This window comes from Flagellimonas lutimaris (assembly GCF_051494225.1).
Lineage (GTDB): Bacteria > Bacteroidota > Bacteroidia > Flavobacteriales > Flavobacteriaceae > Flagellimonas > Flagellimonas lutimaris_A.
Map to the genome: position 1 here is coordinate 47,106 of NZ_JBNPYE010000006.1, position 26,177 is coordinate 73,282.

The 26,177-nt window shown below is 39.2% G+C and carries 29 protein-coding genes; 16 read left to right on the forward strand and 13 right to left on the reverse strand.

Annotation, left to right across the window (positions count from 1 at the left end; translation table 11 throughout):
• Window position 1: 1 nt before the first annotated feature.
• The 5 genes from ACQQ5U_RS12310 to ACQQ5U_RS12330 form a co-directional block, all read right to left on the reverse strand.
• Entirely contained in the window at window positions 2–391 is a 390-nt protein-coding gene (locus tag ACQQ5U_RS12310; RefSeq protein WP_437397922.1) for a RidA family protein, read from the reverse strand.
• Window positions 392–511: 120 nt separating this feature from the next.
• Window positions 512–886, reverse strand: a complete 375-nt coding sequence (locus ACQQ5U_RS12315) for a hypothetical protein (protein ID WP_437397923.1) — start codon at window positions 884–886, stop codon at window positions 512–514.
• A 218-nt stretch (window positions 887–1,104) separates the two neighbouring features.
• Complete coding sequence (locus ACQQ5U_RS12320; protein ID WP_437397925.1) at window positions 1,105–2,094, reverse strand: NADP-dependent oxidoreductase; 990 nt, start codon at window positions 2,092–2,094, stop codon at window positions 1,105–1,107.
• 4 nt (window positions 2,095–2,098) lie between these two features.
• Window positions 2,099–2,668 carry an NAD(P)H-dependent oxidoreductase gene (locus tag ACQQ5U_RS12325; RefSeq protein WP_437397927.1) on the reverse strand — a complete coding sequence of 190 codons (570 nt, stop codon included), beginning with the start codon at window positions 2,666–2,668 and terminating at the stop codon, window positions 2,099–2,101.
• Window positions 2,669–2,711: 43 nt separating this feature from the next.
• Window positions 2,712–3,287, reverse strand: coding sequence for a hypothetical protein (locus tag ACQQ5U_RS12330; RefSeq protein WP_437397929.1), 576 nt, complete (start codon window positions 3,285–3,287; stop codon window positions 2,712–2,714).
• Between the two features lie 71 nt (window positions 3,288–3,358).
• Between ACQQ5U_RS12330 and ACQQ5U_RS12335 the strand changes: the two genes are divergently transcribed.
• Complete coding sequence (locus ACQQ5U_RS12335; RefSeq protein ID WP_437397930.1) at window positions 3,359–3,922, forward strand: Crp/Fnr family transcriptional regulator; 564 nt, start codon at window positions 3,359–3,361, stop codon at window positions 3,920–3,922.
• Window positions 3,923–3,991: 69 nt separating this feature from the next.
• Here ACQQ5U_RS12335 and ACQQ5U_RS12340 read toward each other — a convergent pair whose 3' ends face one another.
• Window positions 3,992–4,447, reverse strand: a complete 456-nt coding sequence (locus tag ACQQ5U_RS12340; RefSeq protein WP_437397932.1) for a RidA family protein — start codon at window positions 4,445–4,447, stop codon at window positions 3,992–3,994.
• A gap of 265 nt (window positions 4,448–4,712) precedes the next feature.
• On the reverse strand, window positions 4,713–5,084 hold the full coding sequence (locus ACQQ5U_RS12345; RefSeq protein WP_437397933.1) for a nuclear transport factor 2 family protein: 372 nt from the start codon (window positions 5,082–5,084) through the stop codon (window positions 4,713–4,715).
• A gap of 638 nt (window positions 5,085–5,722) precedes the next feature.
• On the opposite strand from ACQQ5U_RS12345, the gene ACQQ5U_RS12350 reads away from it, so the two are divergent.
• The 8 genes from ACQQ5U_RS12350 (at window position 5,723) to ACQQ5U_RS12385 (ending at window position 12,472) form a co-directional block, all read left to right on the forward strand.
• Window positions 5,723–6,331, forward strand: a complete 609-nt coding sequence (locus ACQQ5U_RS12350; protein WP_437397935.1) for an FMN-dependent NADH-azoreductase — start codon at window positions 5,723–5,725, stop codon at window positions 6,329–6,331.
• Window positions 6,321–6,812 (forward strand): cupin domain-containing protein, encoded by a 492-nt coding sequence (locus ACQQ5U_RS12355; protein WP_437397937.1) that lies wholly within the window; start codon window positions 6,321–6,323, stop codon window positions 6,810–6,812. The genes ACQQ5U_RS12350 and ACQQ5U_RS12355 overlap by 11 nt, the downstream gene beginning before the upstream one ends.
• 361 nt (window positions 6,813–7,173) lie before the next feature.
• Window positions 7,174–7,710 (forward strand): DinB family protein, encoded by a 537-nt coding sequence (locus ACQQ5U_RS12360; protein WP_437397938.1) that lies wholly within the window; start codon window positions 7,174–7,176, stop codon window positions 7,708–7,710.
• A gap of 467 nt (window positions 7,711–8,177) precedes the next feature.
• Window positions 8,178–9,236, forward strand: coding sequence for a sensor histidine kinase (locus ACQQ5U_RS12365; RefSeq protein WP_437397939.1), 1,059 nt, complete (start codon window positions 8,178–8,180; stop codon window positions 9,234–9,236).
• Between the two features lie 130 nt (window positions 9,237–9,366).
• On the forward strand, window positions 9,367–10,083 hold the full coding sequence (locus ACQQ5U_RS12370; RefSeq protein ID WP_437397941.1) for a VIT1/CCC1 transporter family protein: 717 nt from the start codon (window positions 9,367–9,369) through the stop codon (window positions 10,081–10,083).
• A gap of 276 nt (window positions 10,084–10,359) precedes the next feature.
• Window positions 10,360–11,607, forward strand: coding sequence for a type III sulfide quinone reductase, selenoprotein subtype (gene sqr, locus ACQQ5U_RS12375; protein ID WP_437397943.1), 1,248 nt, complete (start codon window positions 10,360–10,362; stop codon window positions 11,605–11,607).
• A 25-nt stretch (window positions 11,608–11,632) separates the two neighbouring features.
• Entirely contained in the window at window positions 11,633–11,941 is a 309-nt protein-coding gene (locus tag ACQQ5U_RS12380; RefSeq protein WP_437397944.1) for a TusE/DsrC/DsvC family sulfur relay protein, read from the forward strand.
• 54 nt (window positions 11,942–11,995) lie between these two features.
• Window positions 11,996–12,472 (forward strand): DsrE/DsrF/DrsH-like family protein, encoded by a 477-nt coding sequence (locus ACQQ5U_RS12385; protein WP_437397946.1) that lies wholly within the window; start codon window positions 11,996–11,998, stop codon window positions 12,470–12,472.
• A 115-nt stretch (window positions 12,473–12,587) separates the two neighbouring features.
• On the opposite strand, the gene ACQQ5U_RS12390 is transcribed toward ACQQ5U_RS12385, so the two are convergent.
• From ACQQ5U_RS12390 to hypA, 5 genes are read right to left on the reverse strand one after another with little or no spacing between them, the layout of a single operon-like run.
• The gene (locus tag ACQQ5U_RS12390; protein ID WP_437397948.1) at window positions 12,588–14,330 is read right to left on the reverse strand and encodes a tetratricopeptide repeat protein; all 1,743 of its coding nucleotides are present in this window, start codon (window positions 14,328–14,330) and stop codon (window positions 12,588–12,590) included.
• Between the two features lie 17 nt (window positions 14,331–14,347).
• On the reverse strand, window positions 14,348–15,031 hold the full coding sequence (locus tag ACQQ5U_RS12395) for a leucyl/phenylalanyl-tRNA--protein transferase (RefSeq protein ID WP_437397950.1): 684 nt from the start codon (window positions 15,029–15,031) through the stop codon (window positions 14,348–14,350).
• A gap of 10 nt (window positions 15,032–15,041) precedes the next feature.
• On the reverse strand, window positions 15,042–15,308 hold the full coding sequence (locus ACQQ5U_RS12400) for a HypC/HybG/HupF family hydrogenase formation chaperone (RefSeq protein ID WP_437397952.1): 267 nt from the start codon (window positions 15,306–15,308) through the stop codon (window positions 15,042–15,044).
• Between the two features lie 11 nt (window positions 15,309–15,319).
• Complete coding sequence (hypB, locus tag ACQQ5U_RS12405) at window positions 15,320–16,171, reverse strand: hydrogenase nickel incorporation protein HypB (protein WP_437397954.1); 852 nt, start codon at window positions 16,169–16,171, stop codon at window positions 15,320–15,322.
• A gap of 16 nt (window positions 16,172–16,187) precedes the next feature.
• Window positions 16,188–16,529 carry a hydrogenase maturation nickel metallochaperone HypA gene (hypA, locus tag ACQQ5U_RS12410; RefSeq protein WP_437397956.1) on the reverse strand — a complete coding sequence of 114 codons (342 nt, stop codon included), beginning with the start codon at window positions 16,527–16,529 and terminating at the stop codon, window positions 16,188–16,190.
• 161 nt (window positions 16,530–16,690) lie between these two features.
• On the opposite strand from hypA, the gene ACQQ5U_RS12415 reads away from it, so the two are divergent.
• Genes ACQQ5U_RS12415 through hypE form a run of 7 tightly spaced genes read left to right on the forward strand, consistent with a single transcriptional unit; the run spans window position 16,691 to window position 25,272 of the window.
• Window positions 16,691–17,815, forward strand: coding sequence for a hydrogenase small subunit (locus ACQQ5U_RS12415; RefSeq protein ID WP_119606859.1), 1,125 nt, complete (start codon window positions 16,691–16,693; stop codon window positions 17,813–17,815).
• 10 nt (window positions 17,816–17,825) lie between these two features.
• On the forward strand, window positions 17,826–19,559 hold the full coding sequence (locus tag ACQQ5U_RS12420) for a nickel-dependent hydrogenase large subunit (RefSeq protein ID WP_437397959.1): 1,734 nt from the start codon (window positions 17,826–17,828) through the stop codon (window positions 19,557–19,559).
• 13 nt (window positions 19,560–19,572) lie between these two features.
• Complete coding sequence (gene cybH / locus ACQQ5U_RS12425; RefSeq protein ID WP_437397961.1) at window positions 19,573–20,325, forward strand: Ni/Fe-hydrogenase, b-type cytochrome subunit; 753 nt, start codon at window positions 19,573–19,575, stop codon at window positions 20,323–20,325.
• A 10-nt stretch (window positions 20,326–20,335) separates the two neighbouring features.
• Complete coding sequence (locus ACQQ5U_RS12430) at window positions 20,336–20,890, forward strand: hydrogenase maturation protease (RefSeq protein WP_437397963.1); 555 nt, start codon at window positions 20,336–20,338, stop codon at window positions 20,888–20,890.
• Between the two features lies 1 nt (window position 20,891).
• Window positions 20,892–23,153, forward strand: coding sequence for a carbamoyltransferase HypF (hypF, locus tag ACQQ5U_RS12435; protein WP_437397965.1), 2,262 nt, complete (start codon window positions 20,892–20,894; stop codon window positions 23,151–23,153).
• A complete protein-coding gene (gene hypD / locus ACQQ5U_RS12440; protein ID WP_437397967.1) occupies window positions 23,150–24,244 on the forward strand; it encodes a hydrogenase formation protein HypD in 1,095 nt (364 codons plus the stop codon). Before hypF ends, hypD begins: the two co-directional genes overlap by 4 nt.
• Window positions 24,245–24,246: 2 nt before the next feature.
• Window positions 24,247–25,272 carry a hydrogenase expression/formation protein HypE gene (hypE, locus tag ACQQ5U_RS12445; protein ID WP_437397968.1) on the forward strand — a complete coding sequence of 342 codons (1,026 nt, stop codon included), beginning with the start codon at window positions 24,247–24,249 and terminating at the stop codon, window positions 25,270–25,272.
• On the opposite strand, the gene ACQQ5U_RS12450 is transcribed toward hypE, so the two are convergent.
• The gene (locus ACQQ5U_RS12450) at window positions 25,269–25,973 is read right to left on the reverse strand and encodes a hypothetical protein (protein WP_437397970.1); all 705 of its coding nucleotides are present in this window, start codon (window positions 25,971–25,973) and stop codon (window positions 25,269–25,271) included. The genes hypE and ACQQ5U_RS12450 overlap by 4 nt on opposite strands.
• Window positions 25,974–26,177: the final 204 nt, after the last annotated feature.

Here is a 26,177-nt window from a genome sequence, read left to right on the forward strand (position 1 = left end):
ATTAATCGGTATTACCTTTTAGAGCGGTCACCTGAATTTCAATTTTCATATCCTCATGTGCCAGACCTGCGGATATCATGGTTGCAGATGGTCTAACGTCCCCAAGATACTTTCTGAATACCGGCCAACACTTTTCAAAATCTTTGGCATCCGGCAAAATATACATGACCCTAACGATATCTTTTAATCCAGATCCCGCTTTGTTAAGGGCCGCCTCTATATTCAGAAAACATTGCTCTGTTTGCTCAACAATATCTTCTTTAATTGACATGGTTTCGTAGTTGTACCCTGTAGTTCCCGAAACAAACACCATATTGCCATCAACGACGACCCTGGAATAAGAAATCTTTTCTTCAAAAGTTGATCCGGAGCTTATTAAATTTCTTTTCATTGTTTATGTTATTAAGGTAATATGACCATCAAAAACTTTAAAACGTGACATCTTATCGGTTTTTTGCTGTCAATTGATTTTTATTTGGTTATTACAAAAAGGATTTTATCCGTAAGGAAATCAATCATCAGATTCCATTTGTGCATATATCTTTCTCCAGTTGGTAGCATCATAGATAAGATGTGATTCTTTGATAATCCCATTTTCTACCCTAAACCATTCGGATGCCATATTTGACTCTACGCCCGGCAGTGATGACCTAAACTCATAATATGCGGCTACCCATTCACCATTTTGAGCAGTATACATGATATTTAAATTGGTCAACACCGCCCCAATTTCCCTTGCTAAGGCGATAAACTCTTTTTTAGAACCCAGTTCAACCATCGGATTTTTAAATTTATAGTCATCGTCCAATAACGACAGGGAATCTTCGATCATCTCCGGGTTGTTAAACCCACTTAAAAATTTTATTACAATTTCTTGGTTTGTCATTTTGTTTATCTTTTTGAAAAACGTACAAGGTCAAGGGTAACTTTGTTATTATTTAAAATTGAATTTGAATGGGCCAGTTTACATTACATACCGGCACAAACTTCCATAAAGTCAAGACTAAAATTCTTGGTAAAAACCAACATCTCTTATACCCGTTTTGATTAAATAGGAAAATTGGACCAATGAAAATTTTTCTTCCATTGGTCCTTGTCCACATCCTATTGACTTTTGATACTCAACACCAATTTGCCATTTACTTTATTTTCATCAAAGTATGTATGGGCGGATGTAGCTTCTTCAAGTGTAAATTTTTTGTGTACCACCGGTTTTATGATCCCCTCTTCGATCAGCCTGGAAATTTCTTCGAGATCCGCCCCTGAAGGAAGCACCCAATTGAATTGGTTTTTTACATTGAATCCATAAGCCTCGGCTTCACTTGGATTTTGATAAGCAAGAAATGTTTTCTCGTTAGGAACATTCGAAATGTAGGTGCCATTATCGGTTAAATGGGATTGACATAATTCGAAGCTCTTATTTCCAACAACATCAAAAATGATATCATATTTGTTTTTTAAAGAAGTAAAGTCAATTTTGTCATAATGTAAAATCGAGTCAGGCTTCAAGGTGGTGACAAAACTATCGGAGGCCTCACTGCACACGGCAGTGACATGCAATCCATAATGTTTTGCAATTTGAACGGCCATGCTTCCAACACCTCCAGAAGCACCATTGATAAGAATGGTTTTACCACTTTCAGGGTTACATTTCCTTAAGGCTTGATATGCGGTCAATGCCGCCAAGGGAATGGAAGCAGCTTCCTCAAACGAGAGAATTTCAGGTTTTAATGAAAGTGTATCCTCCCTAGTAACACAAAATTCAGCGTAGGCACCAGATTGGGCAAATCCAGTTCTGGAAAATTTTTCATTTGAATCCATCATGCCATAAACCAAATCGCCAATTTTGAATTTCTGTACCTTTTTGCCTATTTGAATTACTTTTCCAGCTATGTCCAATCCCGGTATTATGGGAAAATTTTCACCTATGAACGGTGCTAAAAAACCTCCTCTTAAATACATGTCATGTGGATTTATTCCAGCGGCATAGTTCTCCACCAAAATTTGGTTGTCCGCAACGTGGGGCACAGGTGTTTCCGGATTGATGATCAATTCTTCCGGTCCGCCATATACGATTATTGATATACTTTTCATGTTTCTAGTTTATAAAGTGTTGTTGTAAATGTGATTTATATTTTTCGATATCTTCCATTATACTGGGGTTATGGTAAATATCATATGTGGCAAAACTTGGAAGCTGATTTAATCCTATATACCTATTGGATAAATGAAAAGGCAAAAAAATATCATCTAGGTTCTTGTCCTTTAAAAGTTTTCCATTTTGGTTGTTGAAAAAGCTTTTAGGGGCATTCCATGTAGTGGAAAGCATATATCTTTTATTGGTCAACAAGCCACCAGTTCCATATTCAATTGAAGGATCCATTTGAATAAACCGTGTTAGACCAGTATTAAAAACATTGTCAATGAATGTCTTAAAAGCACCTGGAATACCAAACCAAAATACAGGGGTCTGATAAATGATGTTATCTGCCCAGAAGAAGGTCTCTACGGTACTTTCCACATCGTAAGGCTCCGTTATAGCAACATATTTTACATTATGCCCCATTGATTCCAAGGTTTCTTTGGCAGTTTCTACAAAAGTTTTGTTCAATTCGCCTTTTGAGAACGGATAAGGCTCATGCCCGTTTATTAAAAAAGTATTTGTCATATATAATTAAATGAATATTCGTTTATTTTTAAAATTAAAAAAATTATATTCTCACTGCATCCCAGGCAGCTGTAATCAATAAGTTGTGGATATCATCATCGATGTTCACAACGTCATTTTCAATGTTGGTTTTAAGAATACCATAAAATGGCGTAAACGCAATATAAATGAAACATTCCACGGACAAGGGTTTTACTTTATGCTCATTGATTGCCTTATCCAAATATTCGAACAATCTTTTGTGGTGTGGAGGAATGGCATTTTTCCTTTTAAGATCAACAACACAGGTATTGGATATTCGGGTTGTGAAAATAAACTCCTTATAATGGTTTTTACAATAATTATATGCGGCATTCCAAAGTGTTAGAAAATTTTGTTTGACCGATCTATCCAAGTCTATTACCTCTGATATTTCATTAAAATAATCCACAAGAATTTCCTCGTTGATTTTCTGCAACATGTCACTCATATTATCATAATAAACATAAATACTAGCTGCGGAGACCTTAGCTTTTTTTGCTAATTTTATTGCGGATATACCTTCAATTCCATCATCAAATGCTAAGTCAATGCAAGCTTGCTTTATCCTCAAACGTTTATTTTCATCCTTACTCCTCATGGGACAAATATAAATGAATATTCATTTAATAAAAATAAATTTTCCATAAACCATCCATTTGCACCCGTTTAATGAAAGATTTTCTTAACAATTTCTATAAGGTCGATGATTCTATTATGGATAAATACCTCTCGCATTGGCAAGAGTACTCCAGACCAAAGAAAACCATAATGACAGAGGAAGGCAAAACTGAACGTTACATCTATTTTGTATTGGACGGTATTCAGAAATCCTACTATTTGAACAATGGTAAACAGCACATCATGTTCTTTGCTTATTCCCCTTCATTCAGTGGAATTATGGAATCATTTTTTACCCAAACGCCATCAAAGTATTACTTGGAAACCATAACCGACAGTACGTTTTTACGATTATCGTTTACTCAGCACAATAGACTAATTGAAGAACATCGGGAACTTGAAACCCTATTCAGAAAAATTTCAGAGTATTTTTTATTGGGTATCATAGAAAGACATCACGAATTTTTAGCTTACAATACGGAAGAACGTTTTAAAATATTTTCGCAAAGAAGCCCTCATTTGTTTGGACTTGTGTCGCAAAACGATTTGGCGTCTTACCTGAGAATAGACCCCACGAACTTTAGCAAATTGATGAATAGAATTCACATACAGTAACGTGCTGAATCAGTAAAACCTTAAAAATTGCCTGTCTTCTCGGGGTATAGGCATCAAAGGTATATCCCATTATACCAATGTAAAAGATGATGTTATTCCCACACAAAAATTCTTCGGTAATTTATTTACTCCAAAAATTGACCTAGAATGAAGACCCTTATCCCCCAACACTTTAGCAAAAAGTCCAGAGGCCCCGTCGAAAATTTTAGGGGCATCATCCCAATCCTCCGTCGACCGATAGTACATATCCAGATGATTGAGCCCGAGTACATTTTCAAACCCAATTTTATGATGTATTTGAGAAAGTATGTTCAATGCACAAAGTTCTGTCGCCCTATGTCCATCTTCTGTAGTAATAGTATCGACCAATCTGCCTTGGTACAGAAACCTGTCATTGAAAATCGGAAATTGAATTGCCACATATATTATTTTATGCCTTACGTTGACCGAAATATATTCACCACCAGGATTGGAGAGTCCTGGTAATGTCAACCTGTTTTTTGTTAGAATTTTTTCAATATCCATTAGAACTTGGTTTATCATCAAAGGTTTCCCATACTTTCATGCATGTGTATAAATTACCTATATTTTTTTGAGTAGTAGGATAACCAAGGGAACTCAAACATGTGTCATTTATGGGATCACCGATAATCTTTAAAATTAGTTCTTATAAGAAGTAAAAATGGAGTCAAAACTGATTTTAGAAAGGACTAAATCAGTGTATCTAAGGGATAGATTGGTGGGCAATCTATCCCCTTCATTTTTAATTTTTGATTTCCAACCCTAAATCTTATTTACTCTTATATTCAACATGTGGAAAATTCTCAATTACCTTCCATTCGCCGTCATCAAGAATCAGGGAAATATAAGAAATGAACTTCAATTCAGTGCTTTCCATTTTAACTTTGGTCATTGCTATGTTCCCTAAAACTTCAATCTGGAGGATATCCATTGAGCGAGGTACTCCCCCAAAAGTTTTTTGCTCAATAAGATCTATATATTCTGATTTACTGATTACAAAGACTCCTTTTTTACCAAAGAAACCATATTGTACATTTCTAAATTGGTCATGCAGAATATGTTTTAAAGCTTTAATATCACTTTCATCTCCCCCTTTTATAAATTTGGTTACGGCGTTAATTATTACTTGTTTTTGTTCCATACTCATTTTGATTTACTGTTAAATACGTACTACCCTTGGTCCGATTGCCAAGGACAGTGTTTTTGTTAAAATTAGTTTATAAAAGAATTGTATTGTGTCACAAACCCTCCTGCATCAATAGTTCCCTGACCTATTTGTTTCGAATATGACATAGCGATTTTGTAACATTTTTACAATTGTTAGTTCCTAGATATAGACAAGCCACAATCAAATAATGTGACACACCTATTTAGGTCAACAAGGAAGTCAGATATGTCGAACAGAGTAATGCACGGGTCTTATCGCTTTTACCGTGCTGAGAATCATTTAATCAATAATGATATAATGGATAACAATTGTTCTCTTAAAAAATGGTCGCCAAATGGGATTCTCCACAAGAAAATGAATCAATAGTGCCAGAATAGTACCCTACCCTATCTATTTGTTTTTGAACCATAGATCCAACTCATCCTTTGTGTCATTCAATTTTTTGGCCCTCTTCCCAACCAAGTCCTACTTTGTCCATACTATATTCCCGGAACTAAAGGAATAGGGGTACCAGGATATCATCCTGCACTGTGGTTCAAATAGAACAACAAAAATCTTGTTCTACCCGTCACTTTTTTTATAAGATAATTGTCGTATACAAAAACACAGATATGAAGACACTTTTAAGAATTGATTCCAGTTTCAATCTAACAAATTCGTTCAGCCGACAGGCGGCGGACCATTTTGAAAAACTATGGAAAACCGTCAACCCGGATGGTATGGTTATAAGACGCGATTTGGAAAGGACCAAACCACCTCACCTGACCCAAGAGGTCTATGGTGCCTTTGCCAAGAATGTGAATGGGGAGACAGACTTGACCCTATCGGATGAACTGATATCAGAAGTGGAACAGGCCGACGAGATTCTTATCGGTTCCCCGGTATACAATCATGCGGTACCAAGCACCTTGAAAGCATATATCGATCATATAATCCGGATTAACAAGACGTTTGCCTACGATCCAAAAACTTATATTAGGAAGGGGCTTCTTATAAACAAGTCCGCAAATGTTATAGTGTCCAGGGGTGGAGCGCCCATCAATGGGGAGTCCCCCGATGGCGTTGAGGCTTACCTGGAGGGCATCCTGAATTACATGGGTATAGACCAGATAAACAGCTTTAGCATTTACGGAACAACCTATGAAGGTTCCGAATACGCCCTACAAAATTCAAAAGCAGCCATTGAGGACTATTTTAAAACCAATGAATATGCAAAATAAGGAGACTGAATATCTGGTTGACGACCTAAAAGGAAAACCACGGATAATCGCTCCAGAAGAGGGTGAGGACATTGGCATATATAACAGTAACGTTTTGCTAAAGATTACCAGCGATATGACAAACGGTCAATTCGGGGTATACCAAATCGAGCTTGCCCCTCAAAGTATGGGAGCTGACCTGCACTATCACCGGTTCATGGAAGAGCTCTTCATTGTGATCTCTGGAAACCTGACGATAACGGCAAAGGATGCTCAGCAAACTGCTCTACCCGGCACCATGGTACATATTCCAAAATTTACGGTACATGGATTTAAGAACGATACCGACGAACCCGTAAAGGTACTTTTGTTCTTTAATCCCTCCATGGGACGGGAGGGCTTTTTCAAAGGTCTAAAACAAGTTTTAGAGGAAAAGCCATTTGCCCAGGATCGATTTGAACAACTCTATAACAAGTATGACAGTGTCCCATATAAGGAATAGGACACTCTTTGGGAAATCCTCATGTGAGTTTTGGACTTTCCAATTTTAAAAACACGGAATCATAACTAAATGATATTGAAAAATTTTCTGCTTGAATTATCTAACCATTTCTTTCTTTTAAGCAGACATTATTTCACCGTTTTATTACACTGTGGCCTTACCCCTTTTGCGAACCTTCTATTAACCATTTCACTTTTCTTTTCACCGAAAACTCAAATATTGTTTATTAGGAGTTTCCTACATTTAAAAAAGTTCGAATAAACGATGATTCACAACATAGAACATTCCATTAAGTAGTTTTATATCTCGATATACGAATTATATATAGTGCAATATATCACCCATTGCAAAAACAAATAAAATGACCGAAATTCAAATCTTGACCAAACAGACAGAAAGCGCATTCGAGTGGACAAACAAACTGATTGTTTCTGTACCGGCCGAAAAGTGGGATATCATAGCGGATGGAATCGGGTCAAATTTAAGTTGGCAGATCGGTCATCAAATAATCAGCATTTATTACCACACGATTATGACAACGGTAGGGCATATTTCTGAAATAATTGAAAAACTGAATTTAGGTCACTACACAGAAATTTGTAAATACGATACCTATGCCAAAGAAATGGTAGGAAAGACCGACCCAAAACAATTAATGGAACATTTGAAAATCATGCAGGGAAAATCTTTAAAAGTAATCGGGTCATTATCCGTAAACGACTTGCATGAAACCATTGAACCCACTAAAGTTCCTCATCCAATTGCTAAAACCAAATTTGACGCGATTGATTGGAATATAAAGCATACTATGTGGCATTGTGGACAAATTGCGACAATAAAAAGGATTGTGGATTATTCCTTTGATTTTGGAGTTAAAAGACCATATTCAAAGCGATAGCCCTAAATGCACATGCTATAAAAGTTCAAATAAACGATGAAAATTATAAAAAGTCACCTATTCGGTGAGCATCAAATTTTGAATAGCTGAAATCCTTTTATTCACAAGGGATTTGAGGGATAGGTTCTGGTTCCTCCGGCTACACCAAAACACCATCAAAACAATACATCAAACCTGTAAATCAGTAATTTAGAGGCTTTTATTAATTTTATTTGATATAAAATCAATCAAAAAAGCACCAAACCGACATCGTCTTAAAAAAATTAAAAAGTGATGTTCTATCATCTCACCTTCTACTTTAAAATAACTGGCTACTATTTCCGTTACTTTATGCAATAATCAAGTATGCAAAATTGTATTATTGTAATAGATACGATAAAGAATACCGACCACTAAATGTTTCACTTAAATTGAACTTACTTTCTACCCAAGGGAGGTGAAATTATAAATGTCATAACTTATAAAAAATGAATCCCCAATTAGAACCCTTTTTTGAACAATCCATGGATTGTCTCTGCATTGCAGATTATGAGGGGTATTTTGTAAAAATAAATCCTGCTTTTATAAAACTTTTGGGATATTCCGAAGAGGAATTGAAGTCGAAATTGATTTCTGAATTTATTTATCCTGAAGACCAAGAGCGTACAGCCTCTTTTAGGGAAGCACTAAAGAGGAATGTTCCGCTAGTGAATTTTGAAAATAGATACCTGAGTAAGTCCGGAGCCATTATCTGGCTACATTGGACATCTATGCCTCAGGAAAATGAAAGATTGATATATGCCATAGCCAAGGATATCACTCATACTAAAAACCTAGAGAAAGAACGTATTTCACATTTAAGTCAACTTTCCAACATCAATAAAAAGCTTAAACAGCAAAACTACAGCACCGCGCATGACCTTAGATCACCATTGAACAATATTATGTCCTTGGTCAATTTAATAGACTTGACCAAAATCGATGATGCGGACACCAAGGAAATACTTAGCCTAATACAACTATCCGCCGAAGGATTGAAGGATTCCATGAATACTTATATCGACTCTTATAAGGAAGGAGACGCTCTGGATATGGAAATGGAAGAGGTAGATTTTAAGAAAGTTTTTAATAAGGTCAAGAACTCCATAAGTTCACTGATAGAAAGGGCAAGTGTTAAATTTTACATAGACTTTTGTGCTATGACAGCCGTAAACTTCAAGGATATTTACATGGAAAGTATCTTTTTGAATTTGATCACCAATTCCATTAAATATGCCAGACCAAGTATCCCCCCCGAAATCACCATAAGCACGATTCAAGAAAATGAAGAAAAAAAACTTATCTATACCGACAATGGGCTTGGCTTTGACATGGAGAAAATAGGTGGTCTTATTTTCAAATTGAACCAGAAATTCCATAGCAATGAAGATAGCAAAGGGGTCGGTCTATATTTGGTCCATGAACAAGTTACCAGCCTTGGAGGGAGTATTGAGGTAGACAGCCAAGTTAACCAAGGGACCACCTTTACGATTCGGTTTAAAGCTTAATTCCCTCACAAAAATTCTAGATACCGCGACTCTACAAAAACATACCTTAAAGAACGAGCAACACCCCTTCATAAAAATCAATCATATTTTACTCATTATTCTTAACTTGTTAGAGTTAAAACCTATTACAATGAGTGAAAGCCAGCCCCAATTACAGAATTATCTAGATCCCCATTATATAACAAGGAGTAATTGGCTACGTGCTGCGGTCCTTGGTGCAAATGATGGTATTTTATCAACAACCAGTATTGCCATAGGTGTAGCTGCTGCCAGTCACAGTAAGGAACCTATAATCTTGGCCACCTTGGCAGGACTGGTTGCAGGTGCACTATCCATGGCTGCAGGGGAATATGTTTCCGTAAGTTCTCAAACCGATGTTGAAAAGGCAGATATTGAACGGGAACAAAAAGAATTGGAAGAAATGCCGGAAATGGAGTTGGAAATGCTCACTCAAATATACCAAGAAAGGGGACTTAAAAGAGAAACTGCAAAATTAGTAGCTACGGAATTAACAGAAAAAGATGCCCTTGCTGCTCATGTCCGAGATGAACTTGGCATTAATGAAATCAGTCAGGCAAAACCCATACAGGCTGCACTAGTTTCCGGAGCTTCCTTTACCTTTGGCGCTCTGTTACCTTTATTTGTTTCGATATGGTTACCCATTAAAAATTTGGAGTATTACCTATATGGATTTGGAATTTTCTTTCTTATATCCTTAGGGGCCTTAGCGGCCAAAACTGGAGGTTCGAGTATAGTAAAAGCAACGGTTCGAATAACCTTCTGGGGCACCATTGCCATGGGAATTACAGCATTGGTAGGTTATTTGTTCGACGTCACGGTGGGTTAGCATTCTATTGTTGCAGGGTTAGATTGAGTACAGCTCCCAAAATCTCATTTTTCGCGATTTTTTCAAACATTTCCGACCAAAATCAACGCGATTTTAAAATACCGGACAGCGCTCCGAAGGTGTTGTCATTGCTCAATTTGTTTTACTATATCATTAAAAAACAATTACTTATGTAACTTTTGTTACACAGGAAAAAGCTGGAAACTGACAATTGTCATATTTGCGAATTTAACCTTTGACTACTTTTACCCAAGTAAATCATACAATCTAGAAATCATGAAAAATTTAGTCATATTAGGAGCGGGAACAGCCGGAACAATGATGTCCAACCATCTTGTATCCAAACTTCCTAAAAATGAATGGCAAATCACCGTGGTAGATCAATATAAGACCCATTATTATCAACCTGGGTTTTTATTTCTCCCTTTTGATATCTATACCACCAAACAGGTAAAGAAAAAAGGAGCCAAGTTCATTCCAAAAGGAGTCAATTACATCAACGAAAAAATTGAACTTATCCAACCTGAACAAAATAAAGTTCAGTTGGAAAACGGAAAAGAACTCCCCTATGACATTTTGATAATTGCTACCGGAACCAAGATTGCACCTGAAGAAATAGAAGGCATGAAAGGTCCTGAATGGCACAAGAGTGTCTTTGATTTTTATACCTACGAAGGTTCAAAAGCTCTTCGTGATAAATTCCGTGAATGGAAAGGTGGTAAATTGGTGGTACACATTACCGAAATGCCCATCAAATGCCCCGTTGCTCCATTAGAGTTTGCTTTCTTGGCCGATTCTTACTTTAAGAACAAAGGCATGCGTGACAAAGTGGACATTACTTTTGTAACTCCTTTGGGCGGTGCTTTCACCAAACCAAAAGCTACTGAAGCACTGCATCACTTATTAACTGATAAAGGAATCAAAGAAGTTACCGATTTCAATATTGAGCGTGTTGATTATGAAAACAACAAAATCATTGACTATGCGGAAACCGAAGTACCTTACGACATACTGGTCACTGTACCCACCAACATGGGAGATGCTTTGATCGAGAGATCGGGAATGGGTGACGACCTCAACTTCGTACCCACCAATAAAGCTACTTTGCAAACCGAAGATCACGAAAACATTTTTGCACTTGGTGATGCCACCAACTTACCCGCTTCCAAAGCTGGTTCCGTAGCGCACTTTGAGGCCGAAATATTGACCGAGAACATTTTGAGGTACATCAACGGGGAACCTTTGAAAGAAGAGTTCGACGGACACGCCAACTGCTTTATTGAAACTGGCGGTGGCAAAGCTCTTTTAATCGACTTTAACTACACTCATGAACCTGTTGAAGGTACGTTCCCATTCCCTGGAGTCGGACCCTTGAACCTTCTTAAAGAAAGTAGAACAAACCACATGGGGAAAATGGCATTCAGGTGGGTTTATTGGAACATGTTGATCAAAGGAATCCATATTCCTTTCGTCTCCGCCACCATGAGTGAAAAAGGAAAACATTTTGAAGAAACAGAAGCATAATTTGTAAACCTAAATACTAAATAAAATGGACAAGACAATAGGACAAGCAACAATTTCAGTGGACCAAGAAGGGTATTTAACCGATCTTTCTCAATGGAACAAAGAAATTGCCACAGAGATAGCAAAAGAACAAGGTATAGAAATGACCGATAAGCACTGGGAAATCATAGATTACATCCAGAAGAAATATAAAAATGAGGAACCGCTATCCATTAGAGGAATCAAAAAAAGTGGTGTCATCAACATTAAGGAATTCTACGCACTGTTCCCTGGTGGACCATTGAAAAAAGCGACTATGATTGCAGGAATTCCAAAACCAAAAAGCTGTATTTAATTACAGATATAGGTTCAATTAATCTGATTTAAGAACAAAATCAAACTTAAGATTATGAGCGATACAAAAGTTAAAAAAATGCTATTTATACTCTCCAAGGCCACACTCGAAAATGTGTATGCAGCATTTGTGATGGCCAATGGAGCCCGGATGGAAGGCATAGAATCTGAAATATTCTTTACGTTCTTTGGGTTGGAAGCCATTCAAAAGAAGAAACTGGAGCACTTGCACGTTGCCACCGTTGGTAACCCTGCAATGCATATGCCAACCATGTTAGGTGGTTTGCCAGGTGTTGAAGCATTGGCCTCCAACATGATGAAAAAAGAAATGGACAAATTGGATATGCCACCAGTAGGTGAATTCTTGGAAATCCTATCCGATTCCGGATGTAAACTCTGGGCTTGTAAATTGGCAGTGGATATGTTCCATTTGGAAGAAAAAGACCTTATCGATGATTTGGATGGCGTCCTTACCATTGGAGATTTCTACAGCAGGGCAGACCAAGAGGGAACTCAACTGCTGTTCATATAAGAATATAGAAAAACAATACCTTTTTTATATTTAACGGGAACTGGCCAAAAGGTGCAACACTGTTCTAAACAAACAGGAACACTTTTTGGCCAGTTCTTTTTATAAGTCTATTGGATTATTTAAAACGCTCTGCTACCGTTTTAAAACCTTCGTGATTAATTCCGTCCTTCCTCAGGGTTTCAAAATCTTTTAAAATTATTGCCTTGTAGCTTTCATTCTGATCATTGACTTTTTTAGAAAGTTCTTCATAAAGTTCCATGGCTTTATCCATGTCATTTTTCAACAGATAGCTATGTGCCAAATTACAACTCAAAGATAGTAGCGGACTTTCAAGAATCGGTGCATCAACTATTGTTTGTTCCGCTTTATCATATTCTTTTAGCCTTAATTGAAGCCAGCTCATATTTACATGGGCAAGGGCAAGTTCGTACTTAACGCGATCGTTGTGAGAGAATGTGTTGAAATTGTCTTTAAGAAGGTTCATGATTTCTTGTTGAAAGACCATTTTTTCTTCGGGATAAATGGTTTCATCTATTTGTTCTTTTAGATTATTGACCTTTCTTAAAACATGGTGCAAGGACAAATGCTCCTCATTGATTGTTGTAAAATAGTCTAAATAATGCTGGCTATCGTTTTTCATATTTTTGATGACCGGCAAGTTGTCCCCATATTTTTGCAATCGTGCTTCCACATCAGATAATAGCTCCAAAGCTTGAGTTTTGAAAGTAAAATCAAGCGTATCTTCCAACTGGGTTTGATAAAGCTCCACCAAATTCAATCCTGTAGCACAAAAATCAGCATCAAAATCTTCGGGTTCTTCGGTTGCCAATTTCCTTCTGATTTCCAATGCCTGACCAAAATAATCCATGGCACCATCATACTTTCTCAATTCAAAATGGAACAAGCCCAAATTATGTAAACCCGTAGCCAAATAATGTGTGAACTCCTGAGGTTTTGCATCTGCCAGTTCGTTGTACCGATCCACAGCTTGACTAATGTTAAGAATGGCTTGAGCAAAATTCTCCATTTCTGAATGCACAATGCCCAAACTGTTAAAGGTAGAAGCAACATAAGGCTGAAAGATATCAAAGTTGAGATCTGACAATTCCTGATAAGCTTTTAACGCCAAACCATAATATTGCAAAGATTTTTCAGGCTCCTCCATCGAATTGAACGTCACCGCTAAATTATTAAGGACAGCTGCCAAATAAGGTTTCAATGCATCATCGCCTTCTACTATCAAGTTTTCAAAAAGGTTCTGTGCCTTCATATAATGAACCTTGGCATCGAACAAGTTAAACTCATCCGTATAAATATTGCCCAGTTGATAGTGGGCACTGGCCCGTAATCTCAAATAATCAGGCCCCTTCAGACTTTCATAAATCTTGATTGCCTCCTTATAATATTTTTTGGCGAAGTAATAATCTTTCATTTTGGCATATACCTCTGCCAGGGCAAATTGCGTATTTGCCAAATGTGGACTATAATCCGATTCCCCGTCTTCAACCATTTCAGTATAAATGGCAAGGGCATTTTTGTAATGGTCTATGGCCCTTGCCTTATCTGTTTCCGATTGTATAGCCGCAATATTGTTTAAGATGGATGCCATATCCATTGAGGTTCCGAGATTGGTGTTCCCTTCCAGTAAAGTCAACGCATTTTCAAAAGCCTCAATGGCTTTGTTCGGATTTTTTGTTCTTTGATACAACCTCCCCAGGATACTGTTCAAGTGAAGTTGTTGCTCGGGAGTTGTGGCCAATCGCAATGCCTCTTGGTAATTTTCAATGGACTTCTCCACCTCGTTTTCGTGTAAAAGCACATTGGCGTTTTGGATCTGTTCTGCAAAGGAAAGTCTCATAGCTGTTCGATTTTTAGTTAAAATTCAGTGGGAACATCCTTGTATTGCAAAGCATTCTCCTTACAGATGTCCACATATTCCAATCGGCCCATCTCGTCATAATCGATATCAGGAAGGAAAAAGGTTTGCTTTTGCATGTCCAACAACCTATAATTTTGATTCTTTAATTTATTGATCAAGTACAATACGGCAAGCTCATCGGCCCCGTCAACGGTAGAAAACAAATATTCACCAAAAAACAGTTTTCCAATAGCTACGCCAAACAATCCCCCTACCAATTTTTCATCTTTCCATACTTCAACGGAATGGGCTTTTTTTATGGAGTGCAATTCGGTGAACATACGAACCATCCGCTCCGTCAACCATCTGTTGTCCATTTGTCCATCTATATTGTACACCTGCTGACAGCCCCGCAAGACCTGTTCAAAATCGGTATCGACTGTTACTGTGAACTCTTTATTCAAAGATTCCCATCGTGATTCGGGTATTTCAAAACTTTCTGGCTTTACCACGATTCTAGGGTCGGGCGACCACCATTTAATATGTTTTAGGGGGTAATGCCAATAAAAAACTCCGCTGTTGTATGCCAAAAGCAAACGCTCAACGGACATAGTGCCTCCAACAGCCAACAACCCCTCTATATCTGCAAAATAAGCAGGCGGGAAAGTGGTATCGTCCTTTTTGAGTTCAAAGTATGGCACCGTATTATAATTAACCGGAACTTTCCGGCAGTTGATTCAAATCGTCCAGTTCCCCCAATTGGGAAAGCACTTCAAATGTCTTCTTCGCCTCTTCTTCGTCCACCACGCTGATGGCTGCACCCACATGCACCATGACATAATCGTCCACTTTTGCTTGTGGAACCAATGCAAGGCTTACGTCTTTCTTCACTCCTCCGAAAGAGACTTTTCCCATCCGGAAGGTTTCATCCAGTGCAGCAGTTATTTCCAATAATTTTCCTGGTATGGCCAAACACATAATCCTTAGTTTTACTGATTCTCCGGAATCAGATTTACATTTTTCTCCAGCCACTCATACCATTGCTCCATACCGGTTCCCTTGGTAGCCGAAACTTCGAAGAAGACCAAATTAGGATTCACCTGTAGAGCATTCTTCCTCAACTCTTCAATATTGGTATCCAAATAAGGTGCAAGGTCAATTTTATTGATAATGCAGATATCTGAAGTGTGGAACATATCCGGATATTTGATGGGTTTGTCGTCTCCCTCCGTAGTGCTCACGATGACCACTCGTTTATGCTCACCTAAGTTGAACATGGACGGACACACCAGATTTCCTACATTTTCAATCATCAAGACCGAATCGTTTTCAATATTCAGTTTCTTGACGGCATCATGAATCATGTCACTTTCCAGATGGCATCCTTTACCCGTATTTATCTGAATTACAGGAACATCCAATGCCGCTATTCTATTCGCATCGTTTAAGGTTTGTTGATCTCCCTCGATTACATAGAATGGAATTTTATCTTTTAAATCTTTCAATGTACGTTCCAAAAGCGAGGTTTTTCCCGAACCTGGCGAGCTTACCAGATTGAGGGCAAAAATATCCTTGGCATCAAAATACCCTCTGTTTCTTGCTGCCATGATTTCATTTTGCTGCAAAATGTCCCGTTCCACTTCCAAAACCGTTTTCTGATGATGGTCATGTCCATGGGAATGGTCATGATGATGATGATGATGACCGTTATGGTCGTGATCATGGTGATGCCCATGGGAATGATGTTCCCCATGCTCATGGCTATGTTTTTCCTTGCCAATTGTTGGGGACAAAATTTTTGGCCCGTTTTCTTCGCTTCCGCATCCGCATGTTCCGCACATAATTTTATTTTTTAATTTAAACTACTTCAAGGGCCTTGACCCTTAATTCTTTGCCTTGTATTATTCCTTTTAAATTACTGCCACATTTTGGGCACGAATCATAAAAATGTTGAATCTCAAAAACTGCATCACAATCTGCGCATTTGCCCAAACCTTCCTTCACATCGATTTTTCTTTCGGCCTCTTCGAGCACCGTATTTTTAACTGCAGCGGGCCATACAAAGTCCAATGACTCGAACTCAATACCGGCAAGTTTTCCTATTTCAAGTTCAATCAAAGTAACCTTCTTCGCCTTGGCCTTTTTGGTTTCATCCTCGGCGATTTTCACGATTCCCATTGCTACAGAGAGTTCATGCATCTGGTTCTTTTTTAGCTTTTGATTATAAGCAACATAAGACACAATATTATTCAAAATTGATTTTCAATAACATGACAATTGTCATTTCCAAGGCATTGATTATTAGGTACTTTTAGTGCTAAACCCTTTAAAATGAAAATTTAGGTTTAAATAATTGGGCCATGGCAACAGAAAAATCAGTAAAAGAAACCTATTACGAAAGCATTATAAAACAGGGATATAGCAGAAGGGACTTTATGAAGTTTGCCACCTATATCGCTGCTTATATGGGCTTGGAAACTTCAATGATCGGTCAAGTGGCCAAATCCTTGGAGAACACGTACCGAATTCCTGTTATCTGGGAACATTACCAAGAATGCACTTGCTGCAGTGAATCGTTTATTAGATCTGACCACCCGATTGTTTCAGATATAATTCTTGATAAAATTTCTTTGGATTACACCCTAACCTTAATGGCTGCCTCCGGGCATCAGGCCGAAGCCGCCAAACAGGCTACTATGGATAAATACAAAGGAGAATACATCCTTTGTGTGGAAGGCTCCGTTCCGTTAGGTGATGATGGTAACTATTGCTGTATTGCCGGCAGGTCCGCTAAAGACCTTTTAATCGAGGCTGCAGAAGGAGCCAAAGCGATTATTGCATGGGGAAGCTGCGCTTCCAACGGATGTGTTCAAGCCGCATATCCGAACCCTACCGAAGCTACTCCAATACACAAAATCATAAAGAACAAACCCATTATCCGAGTTCCTGGTTGTCCTCCAATTGGTGAGGTCATGGCCGGTATTATAGTACACATGATCACCTTTGGACGTTTACCGGAATTGGATGGATTGGGCAGACCCAAGGCTTTCTATTCAAAAAGAGTACATGATTCCTGCTACAGAAGACCTTATTACGATGCCGGGCTTTTTGCAGAAACCTTCGACGACCAAAATGCCAAAGATGGGTATTGCTTATACAAAGTAGGTTGCCGTGGCCCAATGACCTATAACTCCTGTGGTACCATCAAATGGAACAATGGGGTCAGTTACCCAATTCAATCAGGACATGGCTGCATTGGTTGCAGCGAAGAAGATTTTTGGGACAATGGTCCATTTTATGAACGATTGACCGGTTTGGCCGGATTTGGCATCGAAAGTACTGCGGACACCATTGGTAAGGTTGCTGCAGGTGTAGTTGCAGGTGGATTGGCCGTACATGCCGTTGCCGCCAACATTTCCAAAAGGAAAGAACTCCGTAGCCGCACTGACCGTGGCAAGCAAAATGAAAAGAAACTAGATTCTTAATAAAAGTATCATGGCAAATAGAATAGTAGTAGATCCCATTACCAGGATTGAAGGGCACTTAAGAATTGAGGTAGAGGTAAAAGATGGTAAGATTACCGACGCCTATAGCTCCAGCCCAATGGTTCGGGGTCTTGAAAACATTGTCAAAGGAAGAGACCCAAGGGATGTTTGGGCATTTGTTCAGCGTGCCTGTGGGGTATGTACCACCATACACGCATTGGCCTCTGTACGATCGGTTGAAGATTCTTTGGGGATTGAGGTCCCTCCCAACGCCGAAATGGTTCGGAACATTATGGAAGGTGCGCTTTATATGCACGACCATACGGTACATTTTTATCATCTTCATGCGTTGGATTGGGTAGATGTGGTCAATGCATTAAAAGCAGACCCCGCCGAAACCTCCAAACTGGCCCAAAGTATCTCTAACTGGCCCAAAAGTTCGCCAGGGTATTTTTCCGATATCAAAAAAAGAATCACAAAGTTTGTTGAAAGTGGGCAACTGGGAATATTTGCAAACGGTTATTGGGGCCATCCCCAAATGAAATTGCCCCCAGAAGTTAACCTTTTGGCAGTTGCCCACTATCTAGAAGCCTTGGAATGGCAAAAAGAGATAGTCAAGGTCCACACCATTTTCGGAGGTAAAAATCCACACCCCAACTACTTGGTAGGCGGTATGGCCTGTGCTATCAATACCGAAAGTCCAGGTGGCATAAATGCGGAACGACTGGCTTATGTAGGAAGATTATTGGAAGAAGGAAAGCAATTTATAGAACAGGTCTACATTCCCGATTTATTGGCCATTGCCTCATTTTATAAAGATTGGGGTGCCATTGGCAAAGGATTTGGCAACTATATGTCCTATGGGGATTTCCCAACCAATGGTTACGGTGACATCTCCAACTTTAAATTTCCACAGGGTATTATTTTAGACAGGGATTTGTCCAAAGTGTACGACGTTGACCACAGAAATGACGATATCGCGGAATTCATAAACAATTCTTGGTATGACGAATATTCCGAAGGAAAAGACCATGGAAAACACCCTTGGGACGGTGAGACCAACATAAACTATTCAGGTCCAAAACCACCATATGACCAATTGGATGTAAGTCAAAAATACAGCTTCATTAAAACACCACGCTGGAGAGGTAAACCCATGGAGGTCGGACCACTGTCCAGATTATTGGTGGGCTATGCCCGAGGCAACAAAGAAATCCAAGAAGCTGTAAACGGTGCTTTAGGACATTTGGATGTTCCTGTGGAGGCACTGTTCTCCACTTTGGGAAGAACAGCTGCAAGGGGTATTGAAACACAATTGGTCGCCAATTGGACCATGGAGTTTTACGACACCTTATTACAAAACATTAAAAATGGAGACTCCCGAATGGCCAATATGGACAAATGGGAGCCTGAATCATGGCCGAGTGAATCAAAAGGAGTTGGTTTTGCCGAAGCTCCTAGAGGAGCCCTTGGTCACTGGATACAAATCAAGGATGGTAAAACGGAAAATTACCAATTAGTGGTTCCCTCAACTTGGAATGCATCTCCTCGAGATCCAAAAGGACAACGTTCCGCATATGAATCCACCTTATTGGGTACTCCAGTTGCAGATCCGGAATTGCCATTGGAAATCATACGCACCATCCATTCATTTGACCCCTGCATTGCCTGTGCAGTTCATTTGTATGATGAGCACGGTAAACATATTTCTCAAGTACAGAACGTTTCAAGCTGCGAAATCTAGAAAATGATAGGCCATGGAAACACGAAAATTTAGACGAGTATATGTTTGGGAGCTTCCAGTTCGGTTTTTCCACTGGATCAATGTACTGTCCATTATTATATTAGCCGTTACAGGGTTTATCATTGCAGACCCACCTGCGATATTATCAAACAAAGAAGCCAGTGATTTTTACTGGTTTGGCACTGTTCGCTTTATTCATTTTGCCACGGCCTATGTTTTCTTTTTCAATATGATCCTTAGAGTCTACTGGTCATTTGTAGGAAACAGATTTTCCAGTTGGCGTGCCTTTTGGCCCTTTAGCAAGAAAATGTGGCACAACTTTTTGCATGTGATCAAAGTGGATGTATTTCTGGCCAACGAAAAAAAACCGGATATCCGAGATATCAGTATAGGTCACAACAGTGTGGCCGCTTTCTCTTATGTGATGCTATTTTTATTGGCCTTGGTTCAGGTATTTACGGGATTTGGACTTTATTCCTCCACCGCAGGTTGGTGGTTGCCTAAAATGTTCAGTTGGGTCGTACCATTTTTAGGAGGAGATTTTATAGTAAGAACCATCCATCACACAACAACGTGGCTCTTCATCCTTTTCACCCTAATCCATGTCTATCTTGTTTTCTATCATGATTGGTTGGAAGGAAGAGGCGAAGTATCTTCCATGTTTGGAGGTTATAAGTTCGTATGTGACGAACGACTTAAAAAGTTAGAAGAAGAGGAAGAAATAGAGGAGCCTGTTGATAAAGAGGAGTTGGAAATCATAGAATAAACCATAAAAAATGGCGCAATCAACACAAACCAAATCTAATTTGGATAAAAAACCTATTGCTATTAGCAGTGATGCTTTTTTCTTTGAAAAAGACAAATCAAGAAGTATTTTAGTTTTGGGGGTGGGCAACTTCTTAATGGGAGACGAAGGTGTTGGGGTGCATTTGATTCAAGAAATGGACAAATTGGAGTTGCCTCCCCATGTTGACATCCTCGATGGTGGCACAGGAGGTTTTTTACTGCTCAATTGTTTTGAAAGTTATAACAAGATAATCTTTGTTGATGCTACCATGGATGGTAAAGAAGAAGGGACCGTTTCTCTTATTCGTCCAAAATTCGCAAGTGACTTTCCATCTGCTTTAAGCGTTCATGATGTTGGTTTAAAAGATATGATAGAAGCGGTTTACCTTATGGAAAACCAACCGGACCTCTATCTCTTTACCATATCCATTGAACAAGTAGTCCCTATGACCACCGAATTGGCGCCAAAGGTTGAAAAGGCCATTCCAGAAGCAATCGAACAGATTTTGTCGTTGGCAGAAACCTTGCACGATCAAATTTCATAAGGTGTCCAAAACTTATAAAATATCAGTAACCGGTCGAGTGCAAGGGGTCGGGTTTAGACCCCATGTCTTCAAATTGGCCAATACACTCCAATTACAGGGCACTGTGTCCAATAATGAGGAAGGCGTCATTATTAATCTTACCGGTGAACCTGATGTGGTTCGGTCCTTTTATGAATCATTGATGAGCAATCCTCCAAAAGTGTCGAAAATAAAGGAACATCATCTCCATGAAACAGACTATCAAAGTTTTGATGGATTTTCAATTGTTCCTTCCATAAAATCAGGAAAATTAAACTTACAACTAACGCCCGATTTTGCTATTTGTGATGATTGTAAAAAAGAAGTAACTGATAAAAACAATAGACGCTACCACTACCCTTTTACAACTTGTGTGAATTGTGGTCCTAGATGGGCCATAACAAATTCATTCCCGTTTGAAAGAAATCACACCAATCTAGAATCGTTTGAAATGTGCAATACCTGCGCAGACGAATACACAAATCCATCGGACAGGCGATTCCATTCGCAAAACAACACCTGTTCCGATTGTGGGATCGAACTTAAGCTCTCCTCCGCAGATGGGATGCCGATTTCAACAAACAACATTTTAGAAAAAACTGCAGAACTGATCAAAGCAGGCAACATCCTGGCCATTAAAAATACGAGCGGTTATTTGCTGTGTTGCGATGCGAACAATCCAGAAGTAATCAAAAAACTGCGAGATAGAAAAAACCGGCCCACGAAACCGTTCGCCATTCTATATCCATCGGTTTCTTTGCTAAAACAGCATTTGAAAATTAACCAGATTCAAGAGAAAATACTGACCTCTCCTGAAAGTCCCATCGTGATTATTCCCAAAACCGATTTCAAAGGTAATTTGGCTTTGGATGAACTTGCTCCCAATCTTAATCAACTGGGTATTATGCTCCCCTACTCTGGCATCTTGCACTTGTTGGCTACTGAACTGGAGATTCCAATCGTAGCGACAAGTGGCAACATACATGCATCCCCAATTATCAGTGAGGAGAAAATGGCACATGAGGAGTTATGTGAAGTTGCCGATTATTTCTTGGACCATGATTTAAAAATCACTAATCCACAAGATGATTCCGTGGTCAAGTTTAGTGCTCGGTACGATGAAAAAATCATCTTTAGACGATCAAGAGGGCTCAGCCCCAATTTTGATGCCGATATCAGTACCGATAAAAAAATTATGGCCATGGGCGGTCACCTGAAAAGTACCATTGCTTTTTTGCCCAACGATTATCTCTACATCAGTCAATATTTGGGAAACCTGGACCATTTTGATGTCTTTGAACGCTATATAAAAACCACAGAAAGGTTTATGGAACTGTTTGAAGAATCACCCGAAGTCGTTCTGGTGGACAAACATCCTGGGTACAACAGCACCCGACATGGTATTGAGCTTGCCAACAAATCAAAGGTGGATTTTTACCAAGTTCAGCATCACAAAGCCCATTTTGCTTCAGTCTTGGGAGAGCATGCGCTTTTTGATAAAAAATCGGCCATTATGGGCGTAGTTTGGGATGGAACCGGTTTTGGAGATGATTCGCAAATTTGGGGCGGCGAGTTTTTCAACTATCAAAATAGGGAAATGACACGGGTAGGGCATTTTGACTATTACGATTGGTTGGCCGGGGACAAAATGGCCACAGAACCTAGATTATCATTTTTTTCTTTGGCAAATGATACAATGCAGAGTGAAATCAGTCAAAAATTTTCAGAAGAAGAAATGGCGATTTATCACCATTTAAAGAAAAAAGAACCCCTAAAAACCTCATCGGTGGGCCGACTTTTTGACGCTGTCGCATCGCTCCTCAACCTTTGCGATTTTAATACCTATGAAGGCGAGGCCGCCATTCTTTTGGAAAATCAAATTGGGGATTATGAACTTGAAAATTGCAAAACCTACGTATCAGAAATCGTAAATGGAATGGTCCCTACCAAAAAACTGTTCAATAATCTTTATATCGATTTTAAAAACCGTAAAGGGAAAGAAGAAATAATCAGTAATTTTCTGTATACCCTAGCAAACATCATCATCAAAATGGCAGAACAATTGGACATCAAGGAGATTGCCATGAGCGGTGGTGTATTTCAAAACACCGTTTTGGCCGATATGATAAAAGAAATATCAGAGGACAATTACAAACTATATTTTAATCGTAACTTAAGTCCTAACGATGAAAACATTTCTTTCGGGCAACTTATGTACCATCAACACATAAAAATTGAAAGATGAAGTATTTGAGCGAATATAGAAATCTGGAGGCGACCAAACAATATTTGGACCTTATCGAGAAAACCGCCACCCAAACATGGAACATCATGGAAATCTGTGGTGGGCAGACGCATGGACTGGTGAAAAATGGCATCATTAACCTGCTGCCAGAAAATGTTCGAATGATACATGGTCCAGGCTGTCCGGTTTGTGTTACGCCCCTCAACTTAATAGACAAGGCCATTGAATTGTTGGAAAATGGAGTAATCGTATGTTCATTCGGCGATATGGTACGTGTGCCGGGCAGCAAAAAAAGTCTTTTGGAAGCCAAAGCAGGTGGTGGAGACCTGCGTATTTTATATTCACCTTTGGAAGCTGTAAATATTGCCAAACAGCATCCCGATAAAGAAGTTGTGTTTTTTGCTGTTGGTTTTGAAACAACGGCACCAGCCAATGCACTTTCAGTTTTGCACGCCAAAAAGGAAAACGTCACCAATTATTCCATTTTGGTCTCGCATGTACTTGTTCCCCCGGCCATGGAAGGAATTTTGGATGACGAACTATGTACCATTGATGCATTTCTTGGCGCAGGTCATGTTTGTGCCATAATGGGAATGAAAGAATATTATCCGTTGGTTGAAAAATACAAAATCCCTATAGTGATAACTGGATTTGAGCCTTTGGATTTAGTTCAAGGAATCTATATGGCCTTGTTACAACTGGAAAAAGGTGAGTACAAATTGGAAAACCAATATTCCCGAGTGGTAAAGGAAGAAGGAAATGTTGAAGCAAAAAAAATGATGGAAGCTGTTTTTGAAATAGCCGATCGGGAATGGCGAGGCATCGGTTCGATACCCAATAGCGGCTACCGCCTTAAAAAAGAATTCCTTGATTTTGATGCCGAGACCAAATTTAAAATCAGTTCCATAACAACTCCGGAAAATTCAGCGTGCATTGCTGGTCAGATTCTGAAAGGTATCAAAAAACCGCACCAATGTGAACAATTTGGAAAGGCTTGCACTCCCTCCAACCCCTTGGGAGCACCCATGGTGTCATCTGAAGGTGCCTGTGCCGCCTATTATCATTTTTCAAACGACTTAATCACATCCTAACCATGGGCAATAAAGATATTGGATACGATACCATCAACTTGGGACACGGAAGCGGGGGATTAATGACCCGTGATTTGTTGGACCATATCATTTTTGAAACTTTCAGCAATCCCTATCTGGACCAAAAACATGATGGTTCTATTATCAAAGTAGATGGTGAAATGGCCATTTCCACAGATAGCTTTGTAGTATCTCCCATATTTTTCAAAGGCGGGAACATTGGTGAGCTAGCTGTAAACGGAACCGTGAACGATGTGGCCATGTGCGGTGCGAATCCCAAATTTCTTTCATTGGCCTTTGTTGTTGAAGAAGGCTTGCCCATGGAGGATTTTGTGAAAATTGTGAAATCCATAAAAGAAACAGCAGATCGGGCCGGTGTACAGATCATTACCGGAGACACCAAGGTTGTAGAGCGTGGTAAAGGTGATAAAATCTTCATCAATACCACAGGATTTGGAAAGGTGCATCCCGAAGCACATATTTCTCCATATAAAATAAAGGCAGGAGATAAAATTATCATCAGTGGTCCAATTGCACAGCACGGAATGGCCATTATGTCGCAACGGGATGGTCTTGAATTTGAATCGACCATTGAAAGCGATACTACCAACCTCAACTTTTTAGTAAATGATCTTTTGGATGGCTTTGGAGATAAAATCCATTTGTTCCGAGATCCAACTCGAGGCGGGTTGGCCAGTGTACTTTCAGAAATAGCCAGCGATACCGAATTGGGAGTTTCCATCAAAGAAACCGAAATACCTTTGGATGATCAAGTGGCAGCAGCTTGTGAAATTTTGGGTCTGGACCCTTTATTTGTTGCCAATGAAGGTATTTTTGTGACTATTGTCGATGCAGAAGTGGCTGATGCTGTTCTCGAATTGATGAAAAAAGATGAAAAAGGGGCAAGAGCCTCCTGTATCGGTGAATTCACCCAGCAACATCCCAAAAAAGTAGTAATGCACAGTGTTATTGGGGGAAAGCGAATGGTCACTCCAATGATTGGGGAGCAATTGCCACGAATCTGTTAAGTGCTAAAAATCCAATAAATCCCGATGACAATGGCAAAGAGTCCACCTGCCATTCGGATACCATTGAAAAACATATCGCTATGTCCATTTTTGACAATGGACGACACCTTACCAATGACGAAGGCAAATGTTACCATCGCAACAAGGATTCCTGCTCCAAAACCAATGACATAAGCTATCGAGTCAGATTGTGTTTCAAAACCCAACACGGGAAGGAATAACAAAAAATGGGAAATACCGGCCAAACCATGTAATATACCCACAGAAAAAGATGCTAAATTGTTCTGTCTCAATTTCTCATTATGTACATGGTGATGGGAACTGTTATGGTCATGTTGGTGTTCATGGGAATGGATTACAGGTGCATTTTCTGCATGGACATGCAAATGCTTGTGATTTTTTCTCTTTTTGAAAATTCTGTACAAAGCCCAAAAACCAATTCCTACCAATACAAAGCCTACCAATTGCTCACTGTAGTTAGAAATCTCATCAACTGGAATAATTTCCCTGAATACGGCGAACAGCAAACCGATGGCAATCATACCCACCAAATGTCCAATACCCCAGAACAGTCCAATTTTCCAAGCCTTTCGTTTTGATTCTATGGCAAAGGGCGCCACTGCCGCCAAATGATCCGGACCCGCAATAACATGAAGAATGGAAGCAATAAGTCCAGCTGTTAACGGAAAGGTTGTATCCATAATTATTCTTGGAATAGCTGTAGTAAAGCTACAAATTTTGCAGGTTACTATTGCGTTATCAACACAACTATATTACTTCCATCATAACTAAATTGAGTCCCAATGATGGTCCATAGAATGAGAATGTACAATGGGCAAAAATTACCTAAAGAACATAGTGGGATTATTTATATATGAAATAAACTTCACCATGTAAAAAGAGCA

What these genes read in the sequence shown, in the direction of transcription:
- ACQQ5U_RS12330 (WP_437397929.1), bottom strand. Translation starts at nt 3,287, where the DNA reads ATGAGGAGTAAGGATGAAAATAAACGTTTGAGGATAAAGCAAGCTTGC.
- ACQQ5U_RS12355 (WP_437397937.1), top strand. Translation starts at nt 6,321, where the DNA reads ATGCAAAATAAGGAGACTGAATATCTGGTTGACGACCTAAAAGGAAAA.
- hypD (WP_437397967.1), top strand. Translation starts at nt 23,150, where the DNA reads ATGAAGTATTTGAGCGAATATAGAAATCTGGAGGCGACCAAACAATAT.
- hypB (WP_437397954.1), bottom strand. Translation starts at nt 16,171, where the DNA reads ATGTGCGGAACATGCGGATGCGGAAGCGAAGAAAACGGGCCAAAAATT.
- ACQQ5U_RS12390 (WP_437397948.1), bottom strand. Translation starts at nt 14,330, where the DNA reads ATGAGACTTTCCTTTGCAGAACAGATCCAAAACGCCAATGTGCTTTTA.
- ACQQ5U_RS12335 (WP_437397930.1), top strand. Translation starts at nt 3,359, where the DNA reads ATGAAAGATTTTCTTAACAATTTCTATAAGGTCGATGATTCTATTATG.
- hypA (WP_437397956.1), bottom strand. Translation starts at nt 16,529, where the DNA reads ATGCATGAACTCTCTGTAGCAATGGGAATCGTGAAAATCGCCGAGGAT.
- ACQQ5U_RS12350 (WP_437397935.1), top strand. Translation starts at nt 5,723, where the DNA reads ATGAAGACACTTTTAAGAATTGATTCCAGTTTCAATCTAACAAATTCG.
- ACQQ5U_RS12420 (WP_437397959.1), top strand. Translation starts at nt 17,826, where the DNA reads ATGGCAAATAGAATAGTAGTAGATCCCATTACCAGGATTGAAGGGCAC.
- ACQQ5U_RS12320 (WP_437397925.1), bottom strand. Translation starts at nt 2,094, where the DNA reads ATGAAAAGTATATCAATAATCGTATATGGCGGACCGGAAGAATTGATC.
- ACQQ5U_RS12310 (WP_437397922.1), bottom strand. Translation starts at nt 391, where the DNA reads ATGAAAAGAAATTTAATAAGCTCCGGATCAACTTTTGAAGAAAAGATT.
- ACQQ5U_RS12450 (WP_437397970.1), bottom strand. Translation starts at nt 25,973, where the DNA reads ATGGATACAACCTTTCCGTTAACAGCTGGACTTATTGCTTCCATTCTT.
- ACQQ5U_RS12385 (WP_437397946.1), top strand. Translation starts at nt 11,996, where the DNA reads ATGAGCGATACAAAAGTTAAAAAAATGCTATTTATACTCTCCAAGGCC.
- hypE (WP_437397968.1), top strand. Translation starts at nt 24,247, where the DNA reads ATGGGCAATAAAGATATTGGATACGATACCATCAACTTGGGACACGGA.
- ACQQ5U_RS12325 (WP_437397927.1), bottom strand. Translation starts at nt 2,668, where the DNA reads ATGACAAATACTTTTTTAATAAACGGGCATGAGCCTTATCCGTTCTCA.
- cybH (WP_437397961.1), top strand. Translation starts at nt 19,573, where the DNA reads ATGGAAACACGAAAATTTAGACGAGTATATGTTTGGGAGCTTCCAGTT.
- ACQQ5U_RS12345 (WP_437397933.1), bottom strand. Translation starts at nt 5,084, where the DNA reads ATGGAACAAAAACAAGTAATAATTAACGCCGTAACCAAATTTATAAAA.
- ACQQ5U_RS12360 (WP_437397938.1), top strand. Translation starts at nt 7,174, where the DNA reads ATGACCGAAATTCAAATCTTGACCAAACAGACAGAAAGCGCATTCGAG.
- ACQQ5U_RS12400 (WP_437397952.1), bottom strand. Translation starts at nt 15,308, where the DNA reads ATGTGTTTGGCCATACCAGGAAAATTATTGGAAATAACTGCTGCACTG.
- sqr (WP_437397943.1), top strand. Translation starts at nt 10,360, where the DNA reads ATGAAAAATTTAGTCATATTAGGAGCGGGAACAGCCGGAACAATGATG.
- ACQQ5U_RS12365 (WP_437397939.1), top strand. Translation starts at nt 8,178, where the DNA reads ATGAATCCCCAATTAGAACCCTTTTTTGAACAATCCATGGATTGTCTC.
- ACQQ5U_RS12340 (WP_437397932.1), bottom strand. Translation starts at nt 4,447, where the DNA reads ATGGATATTGAAAAAATTCTAACAAAAAACAGGTTGACATTACCAGGA.
- ACQQ5U_RS12370 (WP_437397941.1), top strand. Translation starts at nt 9,367, where the DNA reads ATGAGTGAAAGCCAGCCCCAATTACAGAATTATCTAGATCCCCATTAT.
- ACQQ5U_RS12315 (WP_437397923.1), bottom strand. Translation starts at nt 886, where the DNA reads ATGACAAACCAAGAAATTGTAATAAAATTTTTAAGTGGGTTTAACAAC.
- ACQQ5U_RS12415 (WP_119606859.1), top strand. Translation starts at nt 16,691, where the DNA reads ATGGCAACAGAAAAATCAGTAAAAGAAACCTATTACGAAAGCATTATA.
- ACQQ5U_RS12430 (WP_437397963.1), top strand. Translation starts at nt 20,336, where the DNA reads ATGGCGCAATCAACACAAACCAAATCTAATTTGGATAAAAAACCTATT.
- ACQQ5U_RS12380 (WP_437397944.1), top strand. Translation starts at nt 11,633, where the DNA reads ATGGACAAGACAATAGGACAAGCAACAATTTCAGTGGACCAAGAAGGG.